The organism is Nonomuraea sp. CA-143628 (assembly GCF_050942315.1).
Taxonomy (GTDB): domain Bacteria; phylum Actinomycetota; class Actinomycetes; order Streptosporangiales; family Streptosporangiaceae; genus Nonomuraea.
The window spans coordinates 3,211,001-3,235,522 of sequence record NZ_CP192072.1 but is presented as its reverse complement, the minus strand read 5'-3'; the positions used below and the strand labels follow the sequence as shown (position 1 = coordinate 3,235,522).

General features: G+C 67.9%; 15 protein-coding genes and 2 rRNA genes. 1 reads left to right on the top strand and 16 read right to left on the bottom strand.

Going from position 1 to position 24,522, the window contains the following annotated elements; all coding sequences use genetic code 11:
- Positions 1-126: 126 nt before the first annotated feature.
- From ACQP2T_RS15095 to ACQP2T_RS15035, 13 genes are all read right to left on the bottom strand, one after another.
- On the bottom strand, positions 127-2,919 hold the full coding sequence (locus ACQP2T_RS15095) for an Rne/Rng family ribonuclease (RefSeq protein WP_433516765.1): 2,793 nt from the start codon (positions 2,917-2,919) through the stop codon (positions 127-129).
- 143 nt (positions 2,920-3,062) lie between these two features.
- Positions 3,063-3,815 (bottom strand): TIGR03936 family radical SAM-associated protein, encoded by a 753-nt coding sequence (locus ACQP2T_RS15090; RefSeq protein ID WP_433516764.1) that lies wholly within the window; start codon positions 3,813-3,815, stop codon positions 3,063-3,065.
- 165 nt (positions 3,816-3,980) lie between these two features.
- Positions 3,981-5,891 carry a TIGR03960 family B12-binding radical SAM protein gene (locus ACQP2T_RS15085; protein WP_433516763.1) on the bottom strand — a complete coding sequence of 637 codons (1,911 nt, stop codon included), beginning with the start codon at positions 5,889-5,891 and terminating at the stop codon, positions 3,981-3,983.
- Between the two features lie 20 nt (positions 5,892-5,911).
- On the bottom strand, positions 5,912-6,091 hold the full coding sequence (locus ACQP2T_RS15080) for a hypothetical protein (protein WP_357648066.1): 180 nt from the start codon (positions 6,089-6,091) through the stop codon (positions 5,912-5,914).
- A 4-nt stretch (positions 6,092-6,095) separates the two neighbouring features.
- Complete coding sequence (rodA, locus tag ACQP2T_RS15075) at positions 6,096-7,262, bottom strand: rod shape-determining protein RodA (RefSeq protein ID WP_433516762.1); 1,167 nt, start codon at positions 7,260-7,262, stop codon at positions 6,096-6,098.
- The gene (gene mrdA, locus ACQP2T_RS15070; RefSeq protein ID WP_433516761.1) at positions 7,259-9,577 is read right to left on the bottom strand and encodes a penicillin-binding protein 2; all 2,319 of its coding nucleotides are present in this window, start codon (positions 9,575-9,577) and stop codon (positions 7,259-7,261) included. The genes rodA and mrdA overlap by 4 nt, the downstream gene beginning before the upstream one ends.
- On the bottom strand, positions 9,574-10,041 hold the full coding sequence (gene mreD / locus ACQP2T_RS15065; protein ID WP_357939781.1) for a rod shape-determining protein MreD: 468 nt from the start codon (positions 10,039-10,041) through the stop codon (positions 9,574-9,576). Before mreD ends, mrdA begins: the two co-directional genes overlap by 4 nt.
- On the bottom strand, positions 10,038-10,916 hold the full coding sequence (mreC, locus tag ACQP2T_RS15060; RefSeq protein WP_433516760.1) for a rod shape-determining protein MreC: 879 nt from the start codon (positions 10,914-10,916) through the stop codon (positions 10,038-10,040). Before mreC ends, mreD begins: the two co-directional genes overlap by 4 nt.
- Positions 10,916-11,947, bottom strand: a complete 1,032-nt coding sequence (locus ACQP2T_RS15055) for a rod shape-determining protein (RefSeq protein WP_357939777.1) — start codon at positions 11,945-11,947, stop codon at positions 10,916-10,918. Before ACQP2T_RS15055 ends, mreC begins: the two co-directional genes overlap by 1 nt.
- Before the next feature lie 566 nt (positions 11,948-12,513).
- Complete coding sequence (gene ndk, locus ACQP2T_RS15050) at positions 12,514-12,924, bottom strand: nucleoside-diphosphate kinase (protein ID WP_214642928.1); 411 nt, start codon at positions 12,922-12,924, stop codon at positions 12,514-12,516.
- A gap of 416 nt (positions 12,925-13,340) precedes the next feature.
- Positions 13,341-15,176, bottom strand: a complete 1,836-nt coding sequence (locus tag ACQP2T_RS15045) for a hypothetical protein (RefSeq protein ID WP_433516759.1) — start codon at positions 15,174-15,176, stop codon at positions 13,341-13,343.
- A gap of 11 nt (positions 15,177-15,187) precedes the next feature.
- On the bottom strand, positions 15,188-15,526 hold the full coding sequence (locus tag ACQP2T_RS15040; protein ID WP_433516758.1) for a DUF4233 domain-containing protein: 339 nt from the start codon (positions 15,524-15,526) through the stop codon (positions 15,188-15,190).
- Positions 15,526-16,815, bottom strand: coding sequence for a bifunctional folylpolyglutamate synthase/dihydrofolate synthase (locus tag ACQP2T_RS15035; protein ID WP_433519775.1), 1,290 nt, complete (start codon positions 16,813-16,815; stop codon positions 15,526-15,528). Before ACQP2T_RS15035 ends, ACQP2T_RS15040 begins: the two co-directional genes overlap by 1 nt.
- A gap of 210 nt (positions 16,816-17,025) precedes the next feature.
- On the opposite strand from ACQP2T_RS15035, the gene ACQP2T_RS15030 reads away from it, so the two are divergent.
- Positions 17,026-17,313, top strand: a complete 288-nt coding sequence (locus ACQP2T_RS15030; protein ID WP_433516757.1) for a hypothetical protein — start codon at positions 17,026-17,028, stop codon at positions 17,311-17,313.
- A gap of 134 nt (positions 17,314-17,447) precedes the next feature.
- Here ACQP2T_RS15030 and ACQP2T_RS15025 read toward each other — a convergent pair whose 3' ends face one another.
- The 3 genes from ACQP2T_RS15025 to ACQP2T_RS15015 all read right to left on the bottom strand — a co-directional run bounded on the left by ACQP2T_RS15025 (position 17,448) and on the right by ACQP2T_RS15015 (position 24,253).
- Entirely contained in the window at positions 17,448-20,765 is a 3,318-nt protein-coding gene (locus ACQP2T_RS15025) for a BTAD domain-containing putative transcriptional regulator (protein ID WP_433516756.1), read from the bottom strand.
- A gap of 189 nt (positions 20,766-20,954) precedes the next feature.
- Positions 20,955-21,071, bottom strand: a 5S ribosomal RNA gene (rrf, locus tag ACQP2T_RS15020).
- Between the two features lie 73 nt (positions 21,072-21,144).
- A 23S ribosomal RNA gene (locus tag ACQP2T_RS15015) occupies positions 21,145-24,253 on the bottom strand.
- Positions 24,254-24,522: the final 269 nt, after the last annotated feature.

Below are 24,522 nucleotides of genomic sequence, written 5' to 3'. Positions count from 1 at the left end.
CGCGCGAACAGGGCGCGCCGCTGGACGCACCGATTCTCAAGAGTACCGGATTAACGGTGCCCTGGTCGAACCGGACGGATCGTCGGGGCAGTCGGCCGAGGAGCGCTCCCTTGCGGGAGCGCCTGGCTACTCGGCTGACTTGGCTCGGCGAGAGCGTCGCCGCCCTCTGCCGGAAGTCTGGCCCGCCTGGTCGTCCTCAGCCGGGACGTCTTCAAGCGCATCGGTCACGGTATCACGGCTACCGGAGTCCTTGGCCGCGGACACCTTGTCCGAGACCGCCTTCTCGATGGCCATCTTGCCCTGAGTGCCGCGCGGCTCCGGCTTGGCCTCGACCGGCTCCGTGGAGACGATCAGGCCACGCCCGTTGCAGCAGTCACACGGCGTCGAGAAGGCCTCCAGGAGGCCCTGACCGACCCGCTTACGCGTCATCTGGACCAGACCCAGCGAGGTGACCTCGGCCACCTGGTGCTTGGTCCTGTCGCGCGCCAGGCATTCGAGCAGCCGGCGCAGCACCAGGTCGCGGTTGGACTCCAGCACCATGTCGATGAAGTCGATCACGATGATGCCGCCGATGTCGCGGAGCCTGAGCTGGCGGACGATCTCCTCGGCCGCCTCCAGGTTGTTGCGGGTGACGGTCTCTTCGAGGTTGCCGCCCTGCCCGGTGAACTTGCCGGTGTTGACGTCGACGACGCTCATCGCCTCGGTACGGTCGATCACCAGCGAGCCGCCGCTGGGCAGCCAGACCTTCCGCTCCATCGCCTTGCCGAGCTGCTCGTCGATCCGGTAGGACTCGAACACGTCACCCTGCTCGGTGTCCCACTTGGACAGGCGCTCGCCGAGGTGCGGCGCGACGTACTTGACGTACTCCTCGACCGTCTCCCACGCCTCCTCGCCCTGCACGACCAGCGAGGTGAAGTCCTCGTTGAAGACGTCGCGGACCACGCGGACGGTCAGGTCCGGCTCGGCCGAGAGCAGTTCGGGCGGGCTGGCCGACTTGGCCTTCTTCTGGATGTTCTCCCACTGCGCCGACAGGCGGGCCACGTCGCGAGCCAGCTCGTCCTCAGAAGCGCCCTCCGCGGCCGTGCGCACGATCACGCCGGCGTTCTCGGGCATGACCTTCTTCAGGATGCTCTTGAGCCGCGTGCGCTCCTTGTCGGGCAGCTTGCGGCTGATGCCGGTCATCGAGCCGTCGGGCACGTACACGAGGTAGCGGCCCGGCAGGCTGATCTGCGACGTCAGGCGGGCGCCCTTGTGGCCGATCGGGTCCTTGGTGACCTGCACCAGCACCGACTGGCCGGACTTCAGCGCCGCCTCGATGCGCTTGGGCTGGCCTTCCAGGCCCGCGGTGTCGAAGTTGACCTCACCGGCGTACAGGACGGCGTTGCGGCCCTTGCCGATGTCGACGAAGGCGGCCTCCATCGACGGCAGTACGTTCTGGACCTTGCCGAGGTAGACGTTGCCGACGTAGGACTGGCTGGCCTCGCGGTTGACGTAGTGCTCGACGAGCACGCCGTCCTCCAGCACCGCGATCTGGGTGCGGTCGCCCTGGCGGCGCACCACCATCATCCGGTCGACCGACTCGCGCCGAGCCAGGAACTCCGACTCGGTGATGATCGGCGGACGCCGGCGGCCCAGCTCGCGGCCCTCACGACGGCGCTGCTTCTTGGCCTCGAGCCTGGTGGAGCCGCGCACGCTCGTGACGCCGTCGGCGGAGATGTCATGCCCGGCGGCGCGGCCCGTGCGGGGCGCGCGGATGCGCACGACGGTGTTGGGCGGGTCGTCCCCGGCCGGCTCGGCGCCGTCGTCGGCACCACGGCGCCTGCGGCGGCGACGCCGGCGGGAGCTGGACGCCTCTTCTTCCTGAGGCTCCTCGCCCTGTTCGTCGTCGGACTCGTCGGACTCGTCGTCGGCGTCGTCACGCTCGCGCGCCTTGCCACGGCCCCTGCCGCCACGACGGCGGCGGCGACGGCGGCTGCCGCCCTCCTCCTCCTGCTCGTCGGCGGTGTCGGCCTCCTCGTCGGTGACCGTCTCCGCGGCCTCCTCGGGCTCCGGGGCCGCCTGCTCGGGCTGCGGTTGCGGCTGCGGCTCGGGGCGCCGGGTCGCGGCGGGCTTGGCCTGGGTCGGGTCCGGGGCCTGGAACAGCGGTGCGAAGATGGCGGCGGGGCGCTGGAACGCGGTCCCCTGCTGGCTCTGCGCCCGCGCGGACAGGCCGAACGGGTCGGCGAGCAGGCTCGGCCGGTCGACCTCGTCGAGGTCCTCGCCGGCGGGCTCGTCGTCCAGCGGCTCGTCTTCGGGCAGGAGCTCGGTGACGTCCTCTTCGGCGTCGGCGCTGCCGAGCCGCTCGGCGGCCACCTCACCAACGCCCGCCGCGACCTCGGCGGACCGTCCCGGAGCCGTCTCGACGCTCTCAGCGGCCGCCTCAGGCTCTGTCTTCTTGCGGGTGCGGCGACGCTTGACCGGTGCGGCCTCGACCGCCTGCTCGCCCCCCTCAGCCGCTTCCAGGGTGCTCACGGCCTCACCGCCGGTGCCGGTAACGCTCTCGGGGACCCCACCGCTGGTGTCCTGCGCGCTCTCCGTCGCCTCGTCGGCGGCCTTCTTGCTCGTACGGCGTCGCGTCGTCGTGGCCGTCGACCGCGTCCTCGCCGCCCTCTTGGGCTTCTCCTCGGTGACGGTGTCGGCGGCCTGCGCCACAGCGTCATCCATGGCCTGCGCCACGGCGGCCTCAACCGGGCTCGCCGGCTCGACCGGGCTCGCGGGCGCGGTCGTAGCGGCCGCGACCGTGGGCGACGGCTCCTCTGGCAGCTCGGGCGGCGGTCCCGCCGGCCGGCTCGCGGCACGGCGACGCTTTGTCACCTTGGACTGTTCAGTTGTCTCCCCGCCGGGGCCGTTGGCCCCGCCGTTGGGCTCGTTCTCGAGCATGCGGGCGCTCTCCCGTCAGCTCCCGGGCGCGTCGCCGCGCCGCGCAGGAGCTCTCGTGTCTCGTTGTCCGCCCGCGCCCCCGGAGGGGGGCGCAGGCGCCAAGTCCTGTCAGCGGTCGTACCCCGCTCGCGCAAGGCACGTCCTTAACCGTCGACCTGCTCACCCGCCGAAACCGCCTCGCCGCCGCGCGTAGTGTCGCGGTCCAGGCCGAGCGGATCGGCAAGCGCACCGGTGCTGGCGTCGAGCGGCCCCTGCGCCAGCCTGGTCACCTCGGGGGGAACCGGCGGCGCGAAGTCGGCCACAAGGCGCAGCCCTGTGAGCACATCGTCGGGTCGTACGGCAGGAATCACGTGCCGAACAACCATGCGCAGTATGACACACGACTGTCCTGGCACCTGAGCTGCGGTTCTGTCTGCTCCCTCGGGCACCTCGAGCCTCAACACCGCCTCCCGGGCGTCAAAGCGTCGGGGCCCCTTCTTGGTGAGGCGTTCGACCTCCACCGTCTCGGCGGCGAGGAACTTCGCCACCGCCGTCTCCGCGAGCTCCCAGTCGGCGCCGGGCAACCGCACATCCCACTCAGACGCCTCCAAGCGGTCGGCCAGCCCACCACTGGTGGCCTCCACGACGTCGAGCACGTCGAGACCAGGCGGCAGAGAGCCGTCCAGGTCGGCACGGATCCGTCCGGGTTCGCACGGTTTCGTGACGCCGATCTCGAGGTATTCGGCCTCGCTGGCGACGCCGGTCGGCGCCGCGCCCGCATAGGAGATCTTCGGATGGGGTGAGAAGCCCGCACTGAAGGCCACCGGAATGCCAGCACGGCGGACCGCTCTCTCGACGGCCCGCGAGATGTCGCGGTGGCTGGTGAAGCGCAGACGTCCGCGCTTGGCGTAGCGCACACGCAGGCGCTGCACCGTGGGCGCGGGCGGGGGCCCATCGGGAACAGGTTTCAGAGCTGGTCGTCCTTCCCGTGTAAGTGTTTCCTTCGTCTCAGGATATGCCGCTCCGGAGACTCAACGTCCCAGATCATGTACGGCGAGGCACGGGCCGCGCACTCAGCGCGGCTAGACCACCGTGAGAGGAAGAAGTTTCTTACCCGTCGGGCCGATCTGGATCTCCGTCCCCATGGTCGGGCAGACGCCGCAGTCGTAGCACGGAGTCCAGCGGCAGTCCTCGACCTCGCTCCCGGACACGGCCTCCTGCCAGTCCTGCCAGAGCCATTCGCGGTCGAGCCCGGCGTCGAGGTGGTCCCAGGGCAGGACCTCGTTCTCCTCGCGCTCGCGCACGGTGTACCAGTCGACGTCGACGCCGGCCTTCTCGGCCGCGGCCATCCAGCGCTCGTAAGAGAAGTGCTCGCTCCACCCGTCGAAGCGCCCGCCGTCCTCCCAGACGGCCCGGATCACCGCGCCGACCCGGCGGTCACCGCGCGACAGCAGGCCCTCCACGATCGACGGCTTGCCGTCGTGGTAGCGGAAGCCGATGGCCCGGCCGTAGTTCTTGTCGCCGCGCAGCGAGTCACGCAGCGCCTTGAGCCGCCGGTCGACGGTCTCGTGGTCGGCCTGGCTCGCCCACTGGAACGGTGTGTGCGGCTTGGGCACGAATCCGCCGATGGAGACCGTGCAGCGGATGTCGCGCGAGCCGGTGATCTCGCGGCCCGCCTTGATGACCTTCTTGGCCAGGTCGGCGATGCCGAGCACGTCCTCGTCGGTCTCGGTGGGCAGCCCGCACATGAAGTAGAGCTTCACCTGCCGCCAGCCCTGGGAGTAGGCGGTGGTGACCGTGCGGATCAGGTCTTCCTCGGTGACCATCTTGTTGATCACCCTGCGCATGCGCTCGGACCCGCCCTCCGGGGCGAAGGTCAGGCCGGAGCGCCGGCCGTTGCGGGAGAACTCGTTGGCCAGGTCGATGTTGAACGCGTCGACCCGGGTCGAGGGCAGCGACAGTGAGGTGTTGGTGCCCTCGTAACGGTCGGCCAGGCCCTTGGCCACCTCGCCGATCTCGGAGTGGTCGGCGGACGACAGCGACAGCAGACCGACCTCGTTGAAGCCGGACTCCTTGATGCCGTTCTCGACCATGGCGCCGATCGTCGTGATCGACCGCTCGCGGACCGGACGGGTGATCATCCCCGCCTGGCAGAAGCGGCAGCCGCGCGTGCAGCCACGGAAGATCTCCACGCTGAACCGCTCGTGCACGGTCTCGGCCAGCGGCACCAGCGGCTTCTTCGGATAGGGCCACTCGTCGAGGTCCATGACCGTGTGCTTGTGCACCCGCCACGGCACGTCGGGCCTGTTGGGCGCGACCCGCGTGATGCGGCCGTCGGGGTGGTAGTCGACGTCGTAGAACTTCGGCACGTAGACGCCGCCGGACTCGGCCAGCCGCATGAGCAACTCGTCGCGCCCGCCGGGGCTGCCCTCGCCCTTCCACTCCCGGATGACCTCGGAGATGGCGATCGCGATCTGCTCGCCGTCGCCGAGCACGGCGGCGTCGAGGAAGTCGGCGATGGGCTCGGGGTTGAAGGCCGCGTGACCGCCCGCCAGCACGATCGGGTCGTCATCACCCCGATCGACGGCCAGCAGCGGAATGCCGGCCAGGTCGAGCGCGGTCAGCATGTTGGTGTAGCCGAGCTCGGTGGAGAACGACAGGCCCAGCACGTCGAAGGCGCGCACCGGCCGATGGGCGTCCACGGTGAACTGCGGGATGCCCTCCGCGCGCATGAGCGCCTCAAGGTCGGGCCACACGGCGTACGTCCGCTCGGCCAGCGTGGCGGGCAGCTCGTTGAGGATCTCGTAGAGGATCGCGACGCCCTGGTTGGGCAGCCCGACCTCATAGGCGTCCGGATACATCAGCGCCCACCGCACGTCGGTGGAGTCCCAGTCCTTCACGGTCGAGTTGAGCTCACCCCCGACATACTGGATGGGCTTCTGCACCTTGGGCAGCAGCGCTTCCAGGCGGGGAAAAATCGACTCGACAGTCATGGCACCCAGACTAGCGGCGCTCAGACTGTGGCAGGTCCAGGGATGTCGATGTCGTTGCCACTGAGAACGATCAGTTTGTGTCCCTCATAGCAGGTCAGCTCGATGGCGATGACCCCGCTGGCGAGGTTGTGCACGGCGGTGATGTGGCTGGCGGGCAGGAGGAAGCGCTCCTCGCACTCGTCGCAGTAGGCCAAGAACATACTGTCAATTAAACGACTGTTCGCGGATTCGGATCGACTGTAGAAGCCCAATCGAGATGAGATTGGCGAACGTGGCCGTGCCACCGTACGAGACGAACGGCAGCGGCAGCCCGGTGATCGGCATGATGCCGATGGTCATACCGATGTTGACGAACGTCTGGAACGCCAGCCAGCACACGATCGTCCCGGCCACGAGCGTGCCGAACCTGTCCTCGCACAGCCGGGCGATCCTCAGCCCGCGCACCAGCACCACGCCGAGCAGCAGCACCACGGTGAGCGAGCCGAGAAACCCGAACTCCTCCCCCGCGACCGTGAAGATGAAGTCGGTGTGCTGCTCGGGCACGAACCGGCCGGTCGTCTGCCCGCCGTCGAAGAGCCCCTTGCCGAACAACTGCCCCGAGCCGATGGCGATCAGCGACTGCGTGCTGTTGTAGCCGACGCCGCGCGGATCGACGCGCGGATCGAGAAACGCGGTGAACCGCGCGACCTGGTACGGCTCCAGCATCCCGAACGCGAACACGCAGAACACCCCGACCCCGGCGATCAGCGTCAGCAGGATGATCCACCTCTTGCGCACTCCCGCGATCACCAGCCCGGCGGCCGTGATCACGGCCAGCACGAGCGTGGTGCCGAGGTCGGGCTGCAACATCACCAGCCCCATCGTCAGCAACGCGGCGAACAGCGCCAGCCAGACGTCGAGCCCGCGCGGCCGATCGCTGCCCTCGCCGGGCTGGGCCAGCAGCATCGCGATGATGAGCAGCAGGCCGAGCTTGGCGAACTCCGACGGCTGCACGGCGAAGCCGCCGCCCAGCAGGATCCACGAGTGCGAGCCGTTGATCGTCGCGCCCAGCGGTGTGATCACCAGTCCCAGGCCGACCAGCGAGAGCATGAACGCCAGGGGCGCGTACGCCCGCATCGCCCGATGGTCGATGACGGTCACGGCCGTGCAGAGCAGCGTCCCGATGGCGAGGTTGAGTACGTGCTTCTTGACCAGCCCCGTGGAGCCGGGTGCCCAGGTGCGGGTCGACGACCAGACCAGCAGCGTGCCGATCACACAGAGCGCGGCCACCGCGACCAGCATCACCCCGTCGAGCCGCCACATGGCCGACTGCGCGCCCACCGCCCGCCGGGCGAACGAGCGCCGCCCGCCCATCAGCGTGCGGTCCATCATCCTCCCGCCTCCGTGCCGCCCTCCTTCTTGGCGCCCTTGCTCTTGCCGTCTTCCCCTGTTCCACCCGCCACGGTGCCACCCGTTCCCGCGTCACCCATCTCCGCGCCGCGTTTCCCCGCGCCGCCCGTGCCCGCGCCGCGTTTCTCCGCGCCGCCCTTCCCCGCGTCGTCCGCGCCCGCGCCGTCTGTCCCGGGGCCGTCTGCCCCCGCCTCGTCCGTCCCGGGGCCGCTCGTGCCCGCGCCGCCCGCCACCGCGCCGTCGGTCGTCTTGCCATCGGCCACCGTGCCGTCGGCCGAGATCTTCGGCAGCTTGGACACCGGCCGGCCCGCGGGCAACGCGGGCTTGTTCTTGGCGAAGCCGAAGATGCCCTCGTAGATCTCGCGTGCGGCGGGCGCGGCGGTGGAGGCGCCCATACCGCCCTGCGAGACCATGACGACCACCACGAAATGCGGATCGTTCGCCGGTGCGAACGAGGCGAACCAGGAGGTGTCCTCCTTGCCCCACACCTCCGCCGTGCCGGTCTTTCCGCCGATCCGCACCTTGTCCATCGGGAACCCGGCGAACGCCCCCGCCGCGGTGCCGTCGGAGGGCACGTCGCTGAGCGCGTCCTTGATGTAGAGGCGCTCCTTCTTCGACAGCGGCAGCTTGCCGACCACCGGTGCGTCGATGCGCCTGACCAGCGCGCCGTCGGGCCGGACCGTGGCCCAGCCGATGCGCGGGCTGCGCAGCTTCCCGTCGCTCACCAGCGCCGCGTACGCCCTGGCCAGCTGGAGCGGCGTCACCAGCACGTCGCCCTGGCCGATCGAGAAGTTGGCCGAGTCACCCGCCCGCAGCAGGAAGCCTTCGAGGCAGTTCTCGTTGGCCAGCCGCTTGAGGAACTCCGCCCGCGACTTGTCGGCCACCTCCGGATAGCCGCTCTTGGCGCGCCGGCAACTGGTGCCGCTCGTCTGGGCCCACATGTTCTTCTTCCAGGTGCGGTCCGGGATGCGCCCGGCCGACTCACCCGGCAGGTCGATGCCCGTCGGCTTGCCGAAGCCGAACGCTTTGGCCGTGTTGGCGAACACCTCCTTCGGCGCCTTCTTGGGATTGAGCCCGCCGTCCTTGAGCCACTGGGCGTAGCCCGCGCTGTAGAAGATCGTGTCGCACGACTTGACCAGCGCGGTGTGCAGGTTCATGGTGCCGAGGCCGATGCCGTGGAAGTTGTGGAAGGCCCGGTCGCCCACCATGACCGCCCCCGGGCAGTCGTAGGTGCCATTGAGCGGATATCCGGCCCGCAGCATCGACGTCACCGACGACACCTTGAACGTCGAACCGGGTGCGAACATCCCGTTCAGCGCCCGTGACACCAGCGGCTTGCCCGTGGCGTCCGACAGCAGACGCTGGTAGCCGCGGTCGGAGATCCCGCCCGCCCAGACGGCCGGGTCGTAGCCGGGCATGCTGGCCAGCGCGATCACCCGGCCGGTATCGGGTTCGAGCACGACCGCCGCGGCGCCGTCCGCCTTGGGGGCGTTCTTCATCGCGTGCTGCAACGCCTGCTCGGCCAGGTCCTGCACGCGGGCGTCGATGCTGGTGACCAGGTTGTCGCCACTGACGGGCGCCACCTGCTCCTCCACCCCGATGGCCTTGCCCATCCGGTCGACCTGCACCCGCCGCAGCCCGGCCTTGCCACGCAGCTCGTCGTCGTAGATGTACTCGAGGCCGTCGCGCCCGACCAGGTCGACGCCGGAGAAGGCGGCCTTCAGCCCTTCGCGCTTGGCCAACTCGGCCTCGGTGACCGGCTGCAGGTAGCCGAGCATCTGCGCGCCGGCCTTGCCTCCGGGGTATTGCCTGACGGACTGGATCTCGGCGGAGATGCCGGGAAACTCCTCCTGCCGCTCCAGGATCTGCAGCGCCTGACGGGTGTCGGCCCGTTCCTCCACCGGGATCGGCTGGTACGGCGAGCCGGTCCAGCAGGGCTTGGTCACCCCGGGACCGCACGGCGTGATGCGCTTCTGCAACTGCTTGACCGGCTGGCCCAGCACCTCGCTGAGCTTGCGCAGCACCGGAACCCCCTGCTCGGGCATCCTGATCAGCCCGGTCCGGTCGACCGAGACGACCAGCGAGGTCTGGTTGCGCACCAGCGGCCGACCGGAGGAGTCGAGTATCTGCCCGCGCACGGCCGGCACGATCACCGACCGCGTCCTGGTCTCCGTGGCCCTGGTGACCAGCTCCTGCCCCCGCACCACCTGCACCTGCCAGAGCCGCAGGCTGAGCACCGCCAGCACACCCATCACGATCACCTGCAGCACGACCAGCCGGGTCCGCATCCTGATCATTGCGGGAACCTCGGGTGCGGCCTTTCACGGGTGACCAGCCAGATCGCCAGCGGCGAGAGGATCAACGTGTAGACGACGGTCACCGGCACCTGCTCGGTCAGCGTCGAAAGCGTCACCCGCGGATCGGCGATCAGCCCGCCGAGCGCGGCCGACACCAGCGGCGCCATCAGCACACACAGGACGACAGTGGTGGCCGGACCGCCGACGCCCCGCCCGGCCACATAGCCGACCAGCGCGAACACGAACGCGTACTGGCCCACCAGATGCGCCGTGGGCGGCACGATGTCGACCAGCAGTCCCGCGCAGAACCCGATGATCGCCCCCGCCGCCGGCCCGCGCAGCAGCGCCATCGCCACCACGACGAGCAGCACCACGTCGGGCGCTCCCCCGGCCGGCAGCGGCAGCCGGTTGATGAGCATGACCTGCAACAACACCGCCGCCAGCACGCACAGCCCAACGATCATCGCGGCTCCTCCTTGGGTGGTAGCACGGCGTCCCTCGGGTCCTTCGCCGGCGCCCCCACCACCACGCCGACCACGTCGAGCGCGGTCAGATCCGCGTACGGCCTGGCGTAGGCGATGCGGGTCAGCTCGCCCGGCGTCGCCTCCACCCGCTCGATCACCCCGATCGGCACCCCGGCGACGTACGGCGCGCCCCGCTGGGAGCCGAAGCTGACGATGCGACTCCCACGGGTGATCGCCGCCGTCGAGTCCAGCAGCCGGAAGCGCACGAGCCGCCCGTTCTCCCCCACCCCGTGCACGACGCCGATCTCCTGGCCGCCTTCGAGCCGGGCACCGGCGGCCGAGCCCGGGTCGCTGATCAACACCACGGTCGAGCTGTCGGCGGACGCCTGGATGACCCGGCCCACCAGCCCTTCACCGTTGAGCACGGTCATCTCGGGGCGTACGCCGTCGGAGGTGCCGACGTCGATCTCGATGGCGTCCTCGAAGCCGGGCTGGCCGCGCCTGGCCACCACGTTCGCCGTCACGATCTTGTAGCCGCCGAGCCCCGCCACACCGAGCAACTGCTTCAGCTCGGCGGCACGCGCGGCGTCGAGCCGGCCCGCGGCCAGACCGGCCCGCAGCCTGACGTTCTCCGCCTTGACCCGGTCGAGCTCGGCCTGGGCGGCGGGGGCGTTGACGATGGCGTGGAAGAAGCCGCCGACCGGGCGGACCACGGAGCCGCCGACCTGCTCGACCGTACCGAAGAACCACGAACCGGCCGTGCGCAGCGGCCACAGCGGCGACGCCGCGCCGGCGCGGTGGTCGACGGTCAGGATGACCAGCGCCACCGTGAGCAGCGTTCCGAGGATCAGCCGGGCGTGGCGGGAGTCTCTCATCAGCGTCGTGACTCCGGTACGAGCACTTGGTGCAGCGCCTCGAACTCCTCGACGCACTTGCCCGAGCCGAGCGCCACCGAGTCGAGAGGGTTCTCGACGAGGTGGACGGGCATGCCGGTCTCGGTCTTGATGCGTTCGTCCATACCCTTGAGCAGCGCGCCCCCTCCGGTGAGCGCGATGCCGCGGTCCATCAGATCGCCGGACAGCTCCGGGGGGCACTTGTCGAGCGTGACCTTGACGGCGTCGACGATGGTGTTGACCGACTCCTCCGTCGCCCTGCGGATCTCATCGCCGGACACCACGACCGTCTTCGGCAGGCCGCTGACCAGGTCACGGCCGCGAATCTCGGCGTGCAGGTCCTCACCAATGGGACACGCCGAGCCGATGGCCATCTTGATCTCCTCCGCGGTGCGCTCGCCGAGCATGATCGAGAACTCCTTCTTCGCGAAGGTGATCACCGCCTGGTCGAGCTCGTCGCCGCCGACCCTGATGGACTGGCTGGTCACCACACCGCCCATGGAGATGATGGCCACCTCGGTGGTGCCGCCACCGATGTCGACGACCATGTTGCCCGTCGGCTCGTGCACCGGCAGCCCCGCGCCGATCGCCGCGGCCATCGGCTCTTCGACGATGTAGACCTTGCGGGCCCCGGCCTGGTAGCCGGCCTCCTTCACCGCCCGCTGCTCCACCCCGGTGATGCCGCTGGGCACGGCGATGATGATGCGCGGCTTGGCGAAGTGCCGCCTCTTGTGCACCCGCTGGATGAAATAGCGCAACATCCGCTCGGTGACGTCGAAATCGGCGATCACACCGTCTTTGAGCGGCCGGACGGCCACGATGTTGCCCGGCGTCCGCCCGATCATGCGTTTGGCCTCGATGCCGACCGCGACGATCTTCCCGGTGGCAGTGTTGATCGCGACGACCGACGGCTCATTGAGCACGATGCCCCGGCCGCGCACGTAGACCAGCGTGTTGGCGGTGCCGAGGTCGACCGCCATATCACGGCCGAGAAACGCGAGCTTGCTGCCCATGGGGAACGGAGCCTTCCGTAACGTCGTTCGCGAATGACTACGGATCGAATTCGAATCGTAACGTGACGTTACCCACCAGGGCGCGCAATGAGCCCCCTGTGCCCCACAAATTCTTCAGCCCATCCGGAAGCCCCGATGTCGCCGCAGGCGAAGGACAACATTGGGCCTCCGTCTTGCACCGTTTTGACCCACCCGCCGTCGGCGGCCGATCATCGGGCAGCTGAGGATCTAACACCTCTGTACCGTGGCCGGCCCAATCTGTACCGTGGCCGGCCCAATCCACGGAAGACGGCCCACAACGCGCACGTCACGGCGCCCGGCCACGCTCCGCCGGAGGAGCGTGCCCCTGGACAGACGCCGGCCCCGTGCGGCGGGTGGGGTGCACCGGGCTTGCCGTACAAGATCGCAAAAAGCCTGTCATATCCCGCCGCACACCGCCACGCACGGCCGAGTGGACCGGACAAAAATTGCGTAAAAAAAGCGCCCGCCATCATGGCGGGCGCTCGGCACCTCAGAGACGTCGGAGAAAGCGGAGACGTCAGAGAGGGCAGGAGAAGCGGGAGAGGCTAGAACCGGTCCGGGAAGAAGATCTTGATCTCCCGCGCGGCCGACTCGGGCGAGTCGGAGCCGTGGACGATGTTCTCGCCGATCTCCAGCGCGTGGTCGCCGCGGATCGTGCCAGGCGCCGACTTGACCGGGTCCGTGAGCCCCGCCAGCGCGCGGAACGCCTCGACGGCGCGCGGCCCCTCCAGCACCAGCGCGACCAGCGGCCCCGAGGTGATGAACTCGACGAGCTCGCCGAAGAACGGGCGCTCGGAGTGCTCGGCGTAGTGGGCCTTGGCGGTGTCGACGTCGAGAGTGCGCAGGTCCATCGCAGCGACCTTCAGGCCCTTGCGCTCCACGCGGGCGATCACGTCACCGATGAGGCCACGCTTCACTCCGTCGGGCTTGATCAGGACAAGAGTGCGCTCGGACACTTGAGGTTCTCCTTCGAACAGGGTGTGGTTCGGGGCTGCGGCCACATGCACCGGCTTGGCTCCACGGGGGATCGGCCCGGGGGCGCAGGCCCTCGCGTCGAGGTGGCTGCGGCTCAGCTTACCGCCCACGACGGCTCCCCCGTTTCCCCGCGACCGAGCCCCATCAACGCCGCACACACCGGCACGCCTCGCACCGGCCACATCCGCACACGACTCGCGCGACGGCACACCATCGACCAACGACCTGGGAGGCAACCCTCCGCGGACCCCACTCCTACGGGCCGGTCCCACAGAGTGTGTCCGGGCCGGTCCTACAGAGTGAGTGGCCCTACATACAGGCCGGCCCTACGCGGGGCCCTTACGGACCGGCGCCCCGGGCCGATCCGCCGGGCCAGCGCAACCCGGATGGGCCGGTGCTATGGAGTGGTGTCCTCGGGGGATTGAGCCTGCGGCGGGACAGGTGGGACAGGACCGGTCACCTCACCCACCCCCTCCACACTCGCGACATTCCGCTCAGCCGCGCCGGAGGAGTCGGGCGACACGGGGATGCGCGGTATCGCCCCGGCAGGCCGATCCTCTGCCCCGGCTGCCGGCTGGGCAGGCACCTCCACGGCGTCCACCGCTATGGTCGGCCCGCGGCGCTCAGACCGGCGACTCCTCCGCACCGTAGGGACCGCCGCCTCAGCGCCCGCACCTTCCCCAGCCACCTCCGCGACCACGTCCGTGGAAGTCCCTGAAGAGACCGAAGAGACCGAATGACCGTCTGCATCCGATGAAGTCACCGAAGACGGCGTAGGCGCCGCATCACTGCCCATCGGCTCGGCCGCTTCATCTGCCTCATCTGCTTCATCGGCCGGAGCCGCGCGCCGCGAGAGCAGCTCCGCCAGGACGATGACCGCGACCACCAGGAACCCGCCGATCAACGACCACAGATGCAACGTGCCCACGAACCGGTCCACCAGTTGCTGCGCCACCGTAACCCCACGCAGCATCATCAACTGCACCCCGGTAGCCAGCAGATAACCGGCCAGCACACCGGGAAAACAGAGCGCCAGACCGAACAGCCCCGCCCCGATGCCCGACTGGCTGAGCGCGGACGTGAGCGCCACCGCCGCACCCGCCGCCAGCAGAGTGAACGGGATCACCAACACGAGCCCATCGGCCGCCGGCACCAGGACTCGTACCGAAGCCAGGCCGACCACCATCGCCAGCAGCCCCAGCGGTGCGAGCCACCGCGCTCCGGCGAACAGCCGCACCGCGATGGCGGACGCCAGCGCCAACACTCCCGCCACCACCAAGGGGATCCACAGCCCGGTCATGCCCGAACCGCCGAGCAGGCCCGGACCGCCGAGGCCGCGCATCTCCACGTAGGTGATCTGGGCCAGGCTCGGGAGCAGCACGATGCCGACGGCGACCATCACGTACGCCGGCGTGCGGGGACCCCCACGGCTGCCGAAGGAGGCCATCACGAGCAGCGCCACGATCGCCAGCACGGCCAGCAGGATGACCAGGCCGGGCCCCCACTCCTCACTCGCCGTGCTGATGGCCACCACCGAGATGCCCACCGCGGGAACGCTCGCGAGCAGCAAGCGGCTGCGTTCGGCGGCCCGTGGCGAGGGCATCGGCGGCTGGCCCTGCAGCAGCCAGACGACGAAGTAGACCGCTGCCAGCGCGAGCGCGATGCCCGTCAGCAGCGGGTAGGGCTGAAGCGTGATCTTCCAGTCGCTCACCTGGTCGAGCGGCCACAATGCGAGCGCCTGGGCGGTGAGCAGGCTGAACGCGAGCATGCCGGTCCAGATCGCCCGCAATGCCATGGAACGCTCCCAGGCCGCGACCAACGTGGCCGGGATGAGCAGGCCCGCGCCGATCCCGTGCAGCACGCGCAGCGTCGCCACCAGGAACGTCGAGCCCGCGAACCCGCCCGCGACGTCGGCCAGCGCGAGCACCGTGAGCCCGCCGAGCAGCATGTGGGGGACCTTGACGTGGCGCAGCGCCACCGCGGCGAGCGGCACCGTGAGGATCATCGCCGGAAGCGCCAGCCCGTGCGCGCGCATCAGCGCGAGCTTGTCGAAGCCCTCGGGCAACAGACCCGAGACCACGGACACGGTGTTGGGGATCGCGAGCATCGCCAGTGGCAACGCGACGATGATGAGCAGCCCGAGCACCGAGTCGAGCAACCATGGGAACCTGACGCGTGCGGTGGGTCCCGCGCTGTGTGCGTTCGGGGACCGCTGGATCGGGGGGACGGCCATGTTCGCCGACTTTAGCGGGAAGTCACGCCCTCGACACGGCGAGCGACGAATATCGCGGTAATCCATAGCGCCGCGAAGATCACCCCTAGGAAGAACATCGTCGGCACGAGGAACCCCGTGCCTATGGCCAGGACCTGCAGGATAGTGCCTGCGACGTACGCGAAGGGCCGCTTGAGCAGCCCGGCGACGACCACGCACAGCACCGCCAGACCGATACCGACAGTGACCGCCACCGCCGTCTGAACGCCGCTGTTGATCGCCACCGGCGTAATCAGCGCGGCGACGATGGCCTCCATGCCGAGGACGCTGGCGCCGAGCCGGCGCATGCCCGGGGTGACCTGGAAGTTCATCACACACTCCCCGCCTTGAGCAGGTGACGCGCGTCCCCGGCCGTCACGACCGAGCCGGTGATGAGCACACCCGTGCCGCTGAACTCACCCTGGGCGTCGGCGATGCCAATGCCCATGTCGATGGCCTCGTCGAGGCGTTCGACGACCCGCACCCTGTCCTCTCCGAACAGCGGTATGGCCACCTCCGCCAGCTCGGCGGGCGACATCGACCGAGGCGAGGAGTTACGCGTGACGACGATCTCGTCGAGAATCGGCTCCAGCAGGTCGAGCAGGGTAGCCACATCCTTGTCACGCATCACCGCGACGACGCCGACGACCTTGGCGAAGTCGAACGCCTCCTGCATGCCCTCGAGCGACGCCTGCATGCCGCCGGGGTTGTGCGCCGCGTCGACGACGACCGTGGGATTGCGGCGAAGGATCTCCAGCCGGCCCGGTGAGGACGCCCCCGCGAACGCCTGGCGTACGAGCTCCACGTCGAGCGGATCGTCACCCCCCGTCAGAGCCTCCACAGCGGCCAGTGCGCAGGCCGCGTTGCTCGCCTGGTGCTCGCCATAGAGAGGCAGGTAGACCTCCTCGTAGACGCCCTTGAGGCCCCGCAGGGTGAGCAGCTGTCCGCCCATCGCCACCTCGCGGGCGAGCACACCGAACTCGAGCCCTTCGCGCGCGACCACCGCGCCGACGTCGACGGCCCGGCGCATCAGCACCTCGGCGGCCTCAAGCTGCTGCTGGGCGAGTATGGCCGTGGCGCCGGGCTTGATGATGCCCGCCTTCTCCCCGGCGATGCTCGGAATGTCTGGCCCGAGCCGGTCGGTATGGTCGAGCGAGATCGGGGTGACGACGGCGACGGTGCCGTCGGCGACGTTCGTCGCGTCCCAGGAGCCACCCATGCCGGCCTCGACGACCGCCACGTCCACCGGGGTGTCGGCGAACGCGGCGAAGGCCATGGCCGTGAGCAACTCGAAGAACTGGATCCGCCGCCCCTGCGTGTCGGCGAGCTCAACGTAAGGGGCGATCTCCTCATATGCCTGGGCGAATCGCTCCTCACTCAGCGACTCGCCGTCAACGGTGATGCGCTCGCGCACCGAGACGAGATGCGGGCTCGTGAACCGGCCCACGCGCAGATTGCGCTCCTTGAGCAGCGCCTCGGTCAAGCGCGCCGTGCTCGTCTTACCGTTCGTGCCCGCTATGTGTACGACAGGGTATGCCTGCTGCGGCGAGCCGAGCAGGTCCATGAGAGCCGCGATCCGGTCCAGCGTCGGCTCGAAGTCCCACTCGACGCCTCGCTCCATGATCGCGCGTTCAACCGCACGAAAGTCCACCCCTCAACCCTACTGACCGTACGGAGCGCTCTCCCACGCCACCGCCTGATGATCAGCGGTTTCAGTGCCCGGCTTTGCCGTCAATGGGCTGGCAACTCGCGGTACGCGACCCGCACGGCCGACGGCATGCGTCGTCGCTGCCGACCGCCTGCCGGACGGTCACCCACTGCCATTCCACGCGTGATCTTCGGAGTGGTCGACGTGCGCGACGTCGCGGACCTGCACCTGCGCGCGATGGTCGAGCCGGGTACTGCGGGCGAGCGGTTCCTGGCCGCCGCCGGGGTGATGTCGCTGCCGGAGATCGCGAACCTGCTGCGGGTACGGCTCGGCCCGGCGGCCCGCCGAGTGCCGACCCGGGACGGCATCGAACTGGGCGATCCGCCTCGGCGCGCTGGTGAGCCCTCGCCTCGCGACGGTCGTTCCGGACCTGGGCGTGGCACGCCAGGCGTCGAGCGCGAAAGCGCGTGAGGCTCTGGGCTGGCGGCCCCGGCCGATCGAGGAGACTATCCTGGACACCGCGGCCGGCTTGGCCGGCCTGGGCCTGCTCCGCAACACAACGCGAATAGCCGACGCGTAGCCGACCCCATCTCGCCGCATCGCGATCAACATCCTCCCGGATCCTGGTCGAGATCGGCCAGGAACCTCTCGGCGCGGCGGGCGAAGAGGTGGGCCCCGCGTTCGCCGGATCGGGCGCGGGCTTCGTCGGCGGCGGCTCGCACCACGTCGATGGGTTCGCCGCGGGCGTGCAGCAGGCGGGCGCGCAGCAGCAGGAGAAGTCCTTCGGCATAGCGTTGGCCGTGGGCCTTGACGGCCTCGTCGGCCCGGTCGAGGGCGGTCGCGGCCTTGTCGGGCATCTCGGCTGCCAGCCACATCTCGGCGATCAGTCCGTACCAGTAGGCGAGGCCCCATCTCGGCGGGTCGAGCAGGGTCGCGGCCAGGAGATGTTCGGCCTTGGCCGCGGTGCCGGCCGGGTCGTCGCCGGTGAGGGCACGGGCCCAGTACCAGTCCAGCCGTATGTAGGCTTCCTGCGCGACGCCGGGACGGTCGGCGCTGACCGCGACCCACCGCTCGGTCGCGTGCATCGTCCAGGTCGTGTCACCGGCCATCGTGGCGGCCATGGTTTGGTAGCGGGTCCAGCCCGACATCTCAAAGGGGTCTCCCTCGGCCTGGTACACCGTGCCGAGCAGGGACCGCCCCGTCTCGACATCGCCATGCAGCGTGGTGATCACGGCCAGATAACCGACCCACTCATCCTGGATCCGCCAACGTCCGAGGTCGTCGCGGCGTCGAACCGGGACGCCCCCGACCCGGCAGGCAAGGTGGTACATGCTTTCCTGAGCCGGCTCCGGGTGTGGGTCGGCCGAGTTCGCGAGCAGCGAGGCAATGCCGTCCGCAGTGGTACGGCCTACCCAGCTGAAACATTGATACGCCGCGCCGATGTCGCCGATGTCCCAGTGGTACAGGCCCCAGGCCTGCCGGCCGTACGCCTGGATGATCGGGTTCGCGGACGCCTGGCCTTGCTCATACAGCCGGCGAGCCCACACCCCACGATCTTTCTCGGTGGAGACGTAGGCCCCGGTCATCCGAACGAAGAGAAACTCGGCCTCGGCCGTCTCGCGGCCGAGTCTGCGGGCAAGATATGCGCCCCGTTCCAGCAGTTCGAACGTCGAGCCGCCCATTCCCGGGGGCTCGACTGCAAGGAGGTTGAGCAGCGACAGGACCGACAGTTCCAGCTCCAGCAGCCCTGCCGTCCGGGCGATCTGGACGGCCGATTCCAGGTTCCGATAGGCGGCCGCGAACGCGAGCTTGGTCGCCGCGCGGTGACCAGCGCGCGCCAGTGCCTCCGCGGTGCGAACCGGGTCGGCCAAGGGGCCGGCGCCCCGAAGGTGGTAGGCGAGGCGTTCGGCGACGGACTCGTCGTCCGCATGGATGTGTTCGAGGGCGTCGGCGACGCGCAGATGCAGCTGGACGGCCTGCCGCTGCGCAATGGTCTCGGTGACCGACTCGCGGACCAGGTCGTGCGCGAAGCGCCACGAGAACGGGTCTTCCGGCTCGGTCTCCAGGAGACCGAGTGCTTGCAGCGGTTCGAGGCGTTCGAGGCAGTCCGCGACATCGACGCCGATCGCGCGGGCGAGCAGGTCGAGGTCCACGTCGCGGCCGATGACCGCGGCGATGCGCAGCAGGCCGTGAGCGCTGTCGTCGAGACCGGACATCCGATCGCGGACGACGTCTCGCACGGTGGCCGGCACCCCGGCCCGTACTGACGCGCCGCCGTCGCCGAGCGAGCCGCCGTCGCTGAGCAGCCGGGACAGCTCCTGGACGAAGAACGGATTGCCGGCGGTGCGGGCATGGATGCCGCGGGCGACTTCGGCACCGGGATCGTGGCCGGTCTCTCGGCGGATGAGCTCGGTCACGTCGGTCAAGCCGAGCGGGCCGAGCCGGATCCTGCGGTGGCCGGGCAGCCGGCTGACCGCGGCCAGGACCCGCGACAGATCAGAGCCGGGTGTGGGTGCGCGATCGCGTAGCGCACCGATGATCACCGTGCCGGCGGGTAGCCGGGCCGTCAGGTGGCCGAACAGCTGGAGCGAGGCAACGTCGGCCCATTGGAGGTCATCGACGATCAGCAGCGTGGGCCGTTGCGCCGAGGCCTGCCCAACGGCGGTGACGACCTGCTCGAACAGGCGAAACTGGGCACCGGTGTCGGGAATGGCCGGCGCGGCGGCGTAGTCGTCTCGCGATTCCAGGAGACTGCCGAGCTCACTGGCGAGCCACTTCTCCCGCAGCGGCGCGGGCAGGCTGTCGAGAATCGGGCGGAGCGTCTGTTCCCAGGGCCACATCGACGGTGTTCCGTCGCCTTCCAGGCACGAACCCCAGACGACCAGCGCGCCACGCCGGCTCGCTTCGGTGGCGATCTCTTGTACCAGGCGGGTCTTGCCTACGCCCGGCTCGCCTTCGACGATACGGAGCGCTGGGCGGCCGGTGAACGCGATCTCGATGGATTGCCGCAGTAGGGCGAGTTCCTCGGCCCGGCCGACCAGCCCGGCTGCCGTTCGCGCCGACGCGCCGTCATCCCCACCGTCCGTACGCGCCACGAGCGGCGACGCCGAGGGCTGCGACAGCACTCGCAGGTGTGCGGCTTGCAGCTCCGGGCCAGGATCGATACCGAGCTCGTCGGCAAGGCGGGCGCGGACCTCGCGGAACACCGACAGTGCCTCCGCCTGGCGTCCCGCCGCCCCGAGGATGGAGATGAGGCCGGCCTGTACGGGTTCGTGGAACGGCGCCATCGATGCGGCCAGCTGCAACGCCGGCAGCACCCTCGCCGGTCGGCCCAGCGACACCGCCAGTTCGGCCGCTTCGGTGCACGCGGCGTGAAACTCGTCGTCGAGGGCGGCGAAGGTCGGCAGCGCGTTCGATCGGTGCGTGAACCCGTCGCCCGCACGGCCCCGCCAGAGGCCAAGCGCTTCGACATAGCGATCGAGCGCCGTTTCCAGGCGTTGCCGTGCCAGGGCCGTCTTGGCGGTCTCGACGAGTTCCCGGAAGGTGCGGAGGTCCAGGGTGCCGGGGGCGGCGGTGAACTGGTAGGAGCCGTTGCGGTGGTGCAGGTATGAGCCGGATTTACGGGCGGGGATCGCGGGTTCGAGCAGTCGCCGCAATGCGCCGACGTATTTTTGGATGACGTTGAGCGCGCTGTTGGGGACCTCGTGGTCCCAGACCAGGTCGATCAGCTCACTCGTGCTGACCGGCCTGCCCACCCGGGCCAGAAGCAGGGCCAGCAGATAAGCCTGTTGCCGGGGGCCGGCATCCAGTTCGACACCATCGCGCCACACCCGCAACGGGCCCAGGATCTGAAGGCGTAAGAGAGCGCCACCGGCCGGCTGATCGTCGACGCCTGGCCGGGCGGGATGAACGGGCAGAGCCACCTCGGCTCCTGGGTGAGTCGACAGATTGCCAGCTAGCAAACCTTCCAAATCATACCGCAGCAGTGCGAAACCTGCCGGAGACGCGCCTGGCCCCATAACGCAAAAAAGGGCCCCACGCAGAATGCGTAAGGCCCCACAACGCGAAAAAGGGCCCCACAAACGTGGAGCCCTTTCCCGTAACCAAAGATTGTCCGGCGGTGACCTACTCTCCCACACCCTCCCGAGTGCAGTACCATCGGCGCTGGGAAGCTTAACTTCCGGGTTCGGAATGTAACCGGGTGTTTCCTTCCCGCCATAACCGCCGTAACCCTATGAAACTGTCAAACACACACGCGTTTGCTGTTTCAGAATCACATAGTGGACGCGAGCAAGATGCTTTGTGGTCAAGTCCTCGGCCTATTAGTACCGGTCAGCTCCACACGTTACCGTGCTTCCACCTCCGGCCTATCAACCCGGTCGTCTACCGGGAGCCTTACCCACTCTCATGGTGGGAGACCTCATCTCAAGGCGAGCTTCCCGCTTAGATGCTTTCAGCGGTTATCCCTTCCGAACGTAGCCAACCAGCCGTGCACCTGGCGGTACAACTGGCACACCAGAGGTTCGTCCGTCCCGGTCCTCTCGTACTAGGGACAGCCCCTTTCAAGTCTCCTGCGCGCGCAGCGGATAGGGACCGAACTGTCTCGCGACGTTCTAAACCCAGCTCGCGTACCGCTTTAATGGGCGAACAGCCCAACCCTTGGGACCTACTCCAGCCCCAGGATGCGACGAGCCGACATCGAGGTGCCAAACCATCCCGTCGATATGGACTCTTGGGGAAGATCAGCCTGTTATCCCCGGGGTACCTTTTAGCCGTTGAGCGACACCGCTTCCACACGCCGATGCCGGATCACTAGTCCCAGCTTTCGCTCCTGCTCGACCCGTCAGTCTCACAGTCAAGCTCCCTTGTGCACTTACACTCAACACCTGATTGCCAACCAGGCTGAGGGAACCTTTGGGCGCCTCCGTTACCCTTTAGGAGGCAACCGCCCCAGTTAAACTACCCACCAGACACTGTCCCCGATCCGGATCACGGACCAGAGTTAGACGTTCAAAACGACCAGAGTGGTATTTCACCAATGACTCCACCCGAACTAGCGTCCGAGCTTCCCAGTCTCCCACCTATCCTACACAAGACGCTCCAAACGCCAATGTCAAGCTGTAGTGAAGGTCCCGGGGTCTTTCCGTCCTGCTGCGCGTAACGAGCATCTTTACTCGTAGTGCAATTTCGCCGGGTCTGCGGTTGAGACAGCGGGGAAGTCGTTACGCCATTCGTGCAGGTCGGAACTTACCCGACAAGGAATTTCGCTACCTTAGGATGGTTATAGTTACCACCGCCGTTTACCGGCGCTTAAGTTCTCACCTTCGCCAACCCGAAGATCGGCTAAGCAGTCCCCTTAACGTTCCGGCACCGGGCAGGCGTCAGTCCGTATACATCGTCTTACGACTTCGCACGGACCTGTGTTTTTAGTAAACAGTCGCTTCCCCCTGGCCACTGCGACCCCCACCAGCTCACAGAGCTAGCCTGATCACCAGCAGAGGTCCCCCTTCTCCCGAAGTTACGGGGGCAATTTGCCGAGTTCCTTAACCGCAGTTCACCCGATCGCCTTAGTATTCTCTACCTGACCACCTGAGTCGGTTTAGGGTACGGGCCGCCACAACACTCACTAGAGGCTTTTCTCGGCAGCATAGGATCATCCACTTCACCACAATCGGCTCGGCATCACATCTCAGGATTCATGCGAGGCGGATTTGCCTACCTCACTCCCTACATGCTTACCCCAGGACAACCATCGCCTGGGCTGGACTACCTTCCTGCGTCACCCCATCGCTTACCTACTACCCGATCGGATCGAGCGTTCAGCCTCACCCCTAGTCCCGAAGGACATCAGAGGACTTAAGGACTCTTAGCATCACGAGGTTCGATATGGGCGCATTGAAGCGGGTACGGGAATATCAACCCGTTGTCCATCGACTACGCCTGTCGGCCTCGCCTTAGGTCCCGACTTACCCTGGGCGGATTAGCCTGCCCCAGGAACCCTTGGTCATCCGGCGCGAGGGTTTCTCACCCTCGATTCGCTACTCATGCCTGCATTCTCACTCGCACAGCCTCCACAACTGGATCACTCCGCTGCTTCACCGGCTGCACGACGCTCCCCTACCCATCAACCCCACATGGGAGTCAATGCCACGACTTCGGCGGTGTACTTGAGCCCCGCTACATTGTCGGCGCGGAATCACTTGACCAGTGAGCTATTACGCACTCTTTCAAGGGTGGCTGCTTCTAAGCCAACCTCCTGGTTGTCTCTGCGACTCCACATCCTTTCCCACTTAGCACACGCTTAGGGGCCTTAGTCGGTGATCTGGGCTGTTTCCCTCTCGACTACGAACCTTATCGCCCGCAGTCTCACTGCCACGCTCTCACTTACCGGCATTCGGAGTTTGGCTGACGTCAGTAACCTTGTCGGGCCCATCAGCCATCCAGTGCTCTACCTCCGGCAAGAAACACGCGACGCTGCACCTAAATGCATTTCGGGGAGAACCAGCTATCACGGAGTTTGATTGGCCTTTCACCCCTACACACAGATCATCCCCCAGGTTTTCAACCCTGGTGGGTTCGGTCCTCCACCCAGTCTTACCTGAGCTTCAACCTGCCCATGCGTAGATCACTCCGCTTCGGGTCTACAGCATGCGACTCAAACGCCCTCTTCAGACTCGCTTTCGCTACGGCTCCCCCACACGGGTTAACCTCGCCACACACCATAACTCGCAGGCTCATTCTTCAAAAGGCACGCAGTCACATCACACACCAGCAAGCTGATGTAAGCTCCTACGGCTTGTAGGCACACGGTTTCAGGTACTATTTCACGACCCCTCACCGGGGCACTTTTCACCTTTCCCTCACGGTACTCGTGCACTATCGGTCACCAGGGAGTATTTAGGCTTACCAGGTGGTCCTGGCAGATTCACACAGGATTTCTCGGGCCCCGTGCTACTTGGGATCCCCTCAAGAAGCCTTCAAGATTTCGCCTACCCGGCTCTCACGGTCTACGGCAGCCCTTCCCAGAGCTTTCGACTACCTCAAAGGTTTATCACTCCTTGGCCGATCGGCAGATCGACCCAGAGGGTCCCACGACCCCGGACATGCAACGCCTGCCGGCTATCACACACGCCCGGTTTAGCCTCATCCGCTTTCGCTCACCACTACTCACGGAATCACTCTTGTTTTCTCTTCCTACGGGTACTGAGATGTTTCACTTCCCCGCGTTACCACCAACCGCCCTATACATTCAGGCGGAGGCAACACCACATGACTGGTGCTAGGTTTCCCCATTCGGACATCCCCGGATCAACGTCTGGTTGGCGACTCCCCGAGGCTTAACGCAGCCTCCCACGTCCTTCATCGGCTCCTGATGCCAAGGCATCCACCGTGTGCCCTAAAAAACTTGGCCACAAAGATGCTCGCGTCCACTATGCAAATCTCAAACAACAAACAGCAACCAACCCCACCCGCCACCAGACCAACCACCCCGCTCCCCCTGGAGGGAGAAGGATCGATGCGATGTGACAGAAGGCGGCCCTGCATGAGGTATCCACAAACCACGGGACTGCCCACCGCTCAAGGGCGCCGACTTCCGCCGACGTCCCACCCCGCCGACCCGGCGCCAGGAGGTCAGCCCTTGCGGGCAACCACTGGCGTGGGTGGTGGGATGCGGTCGCA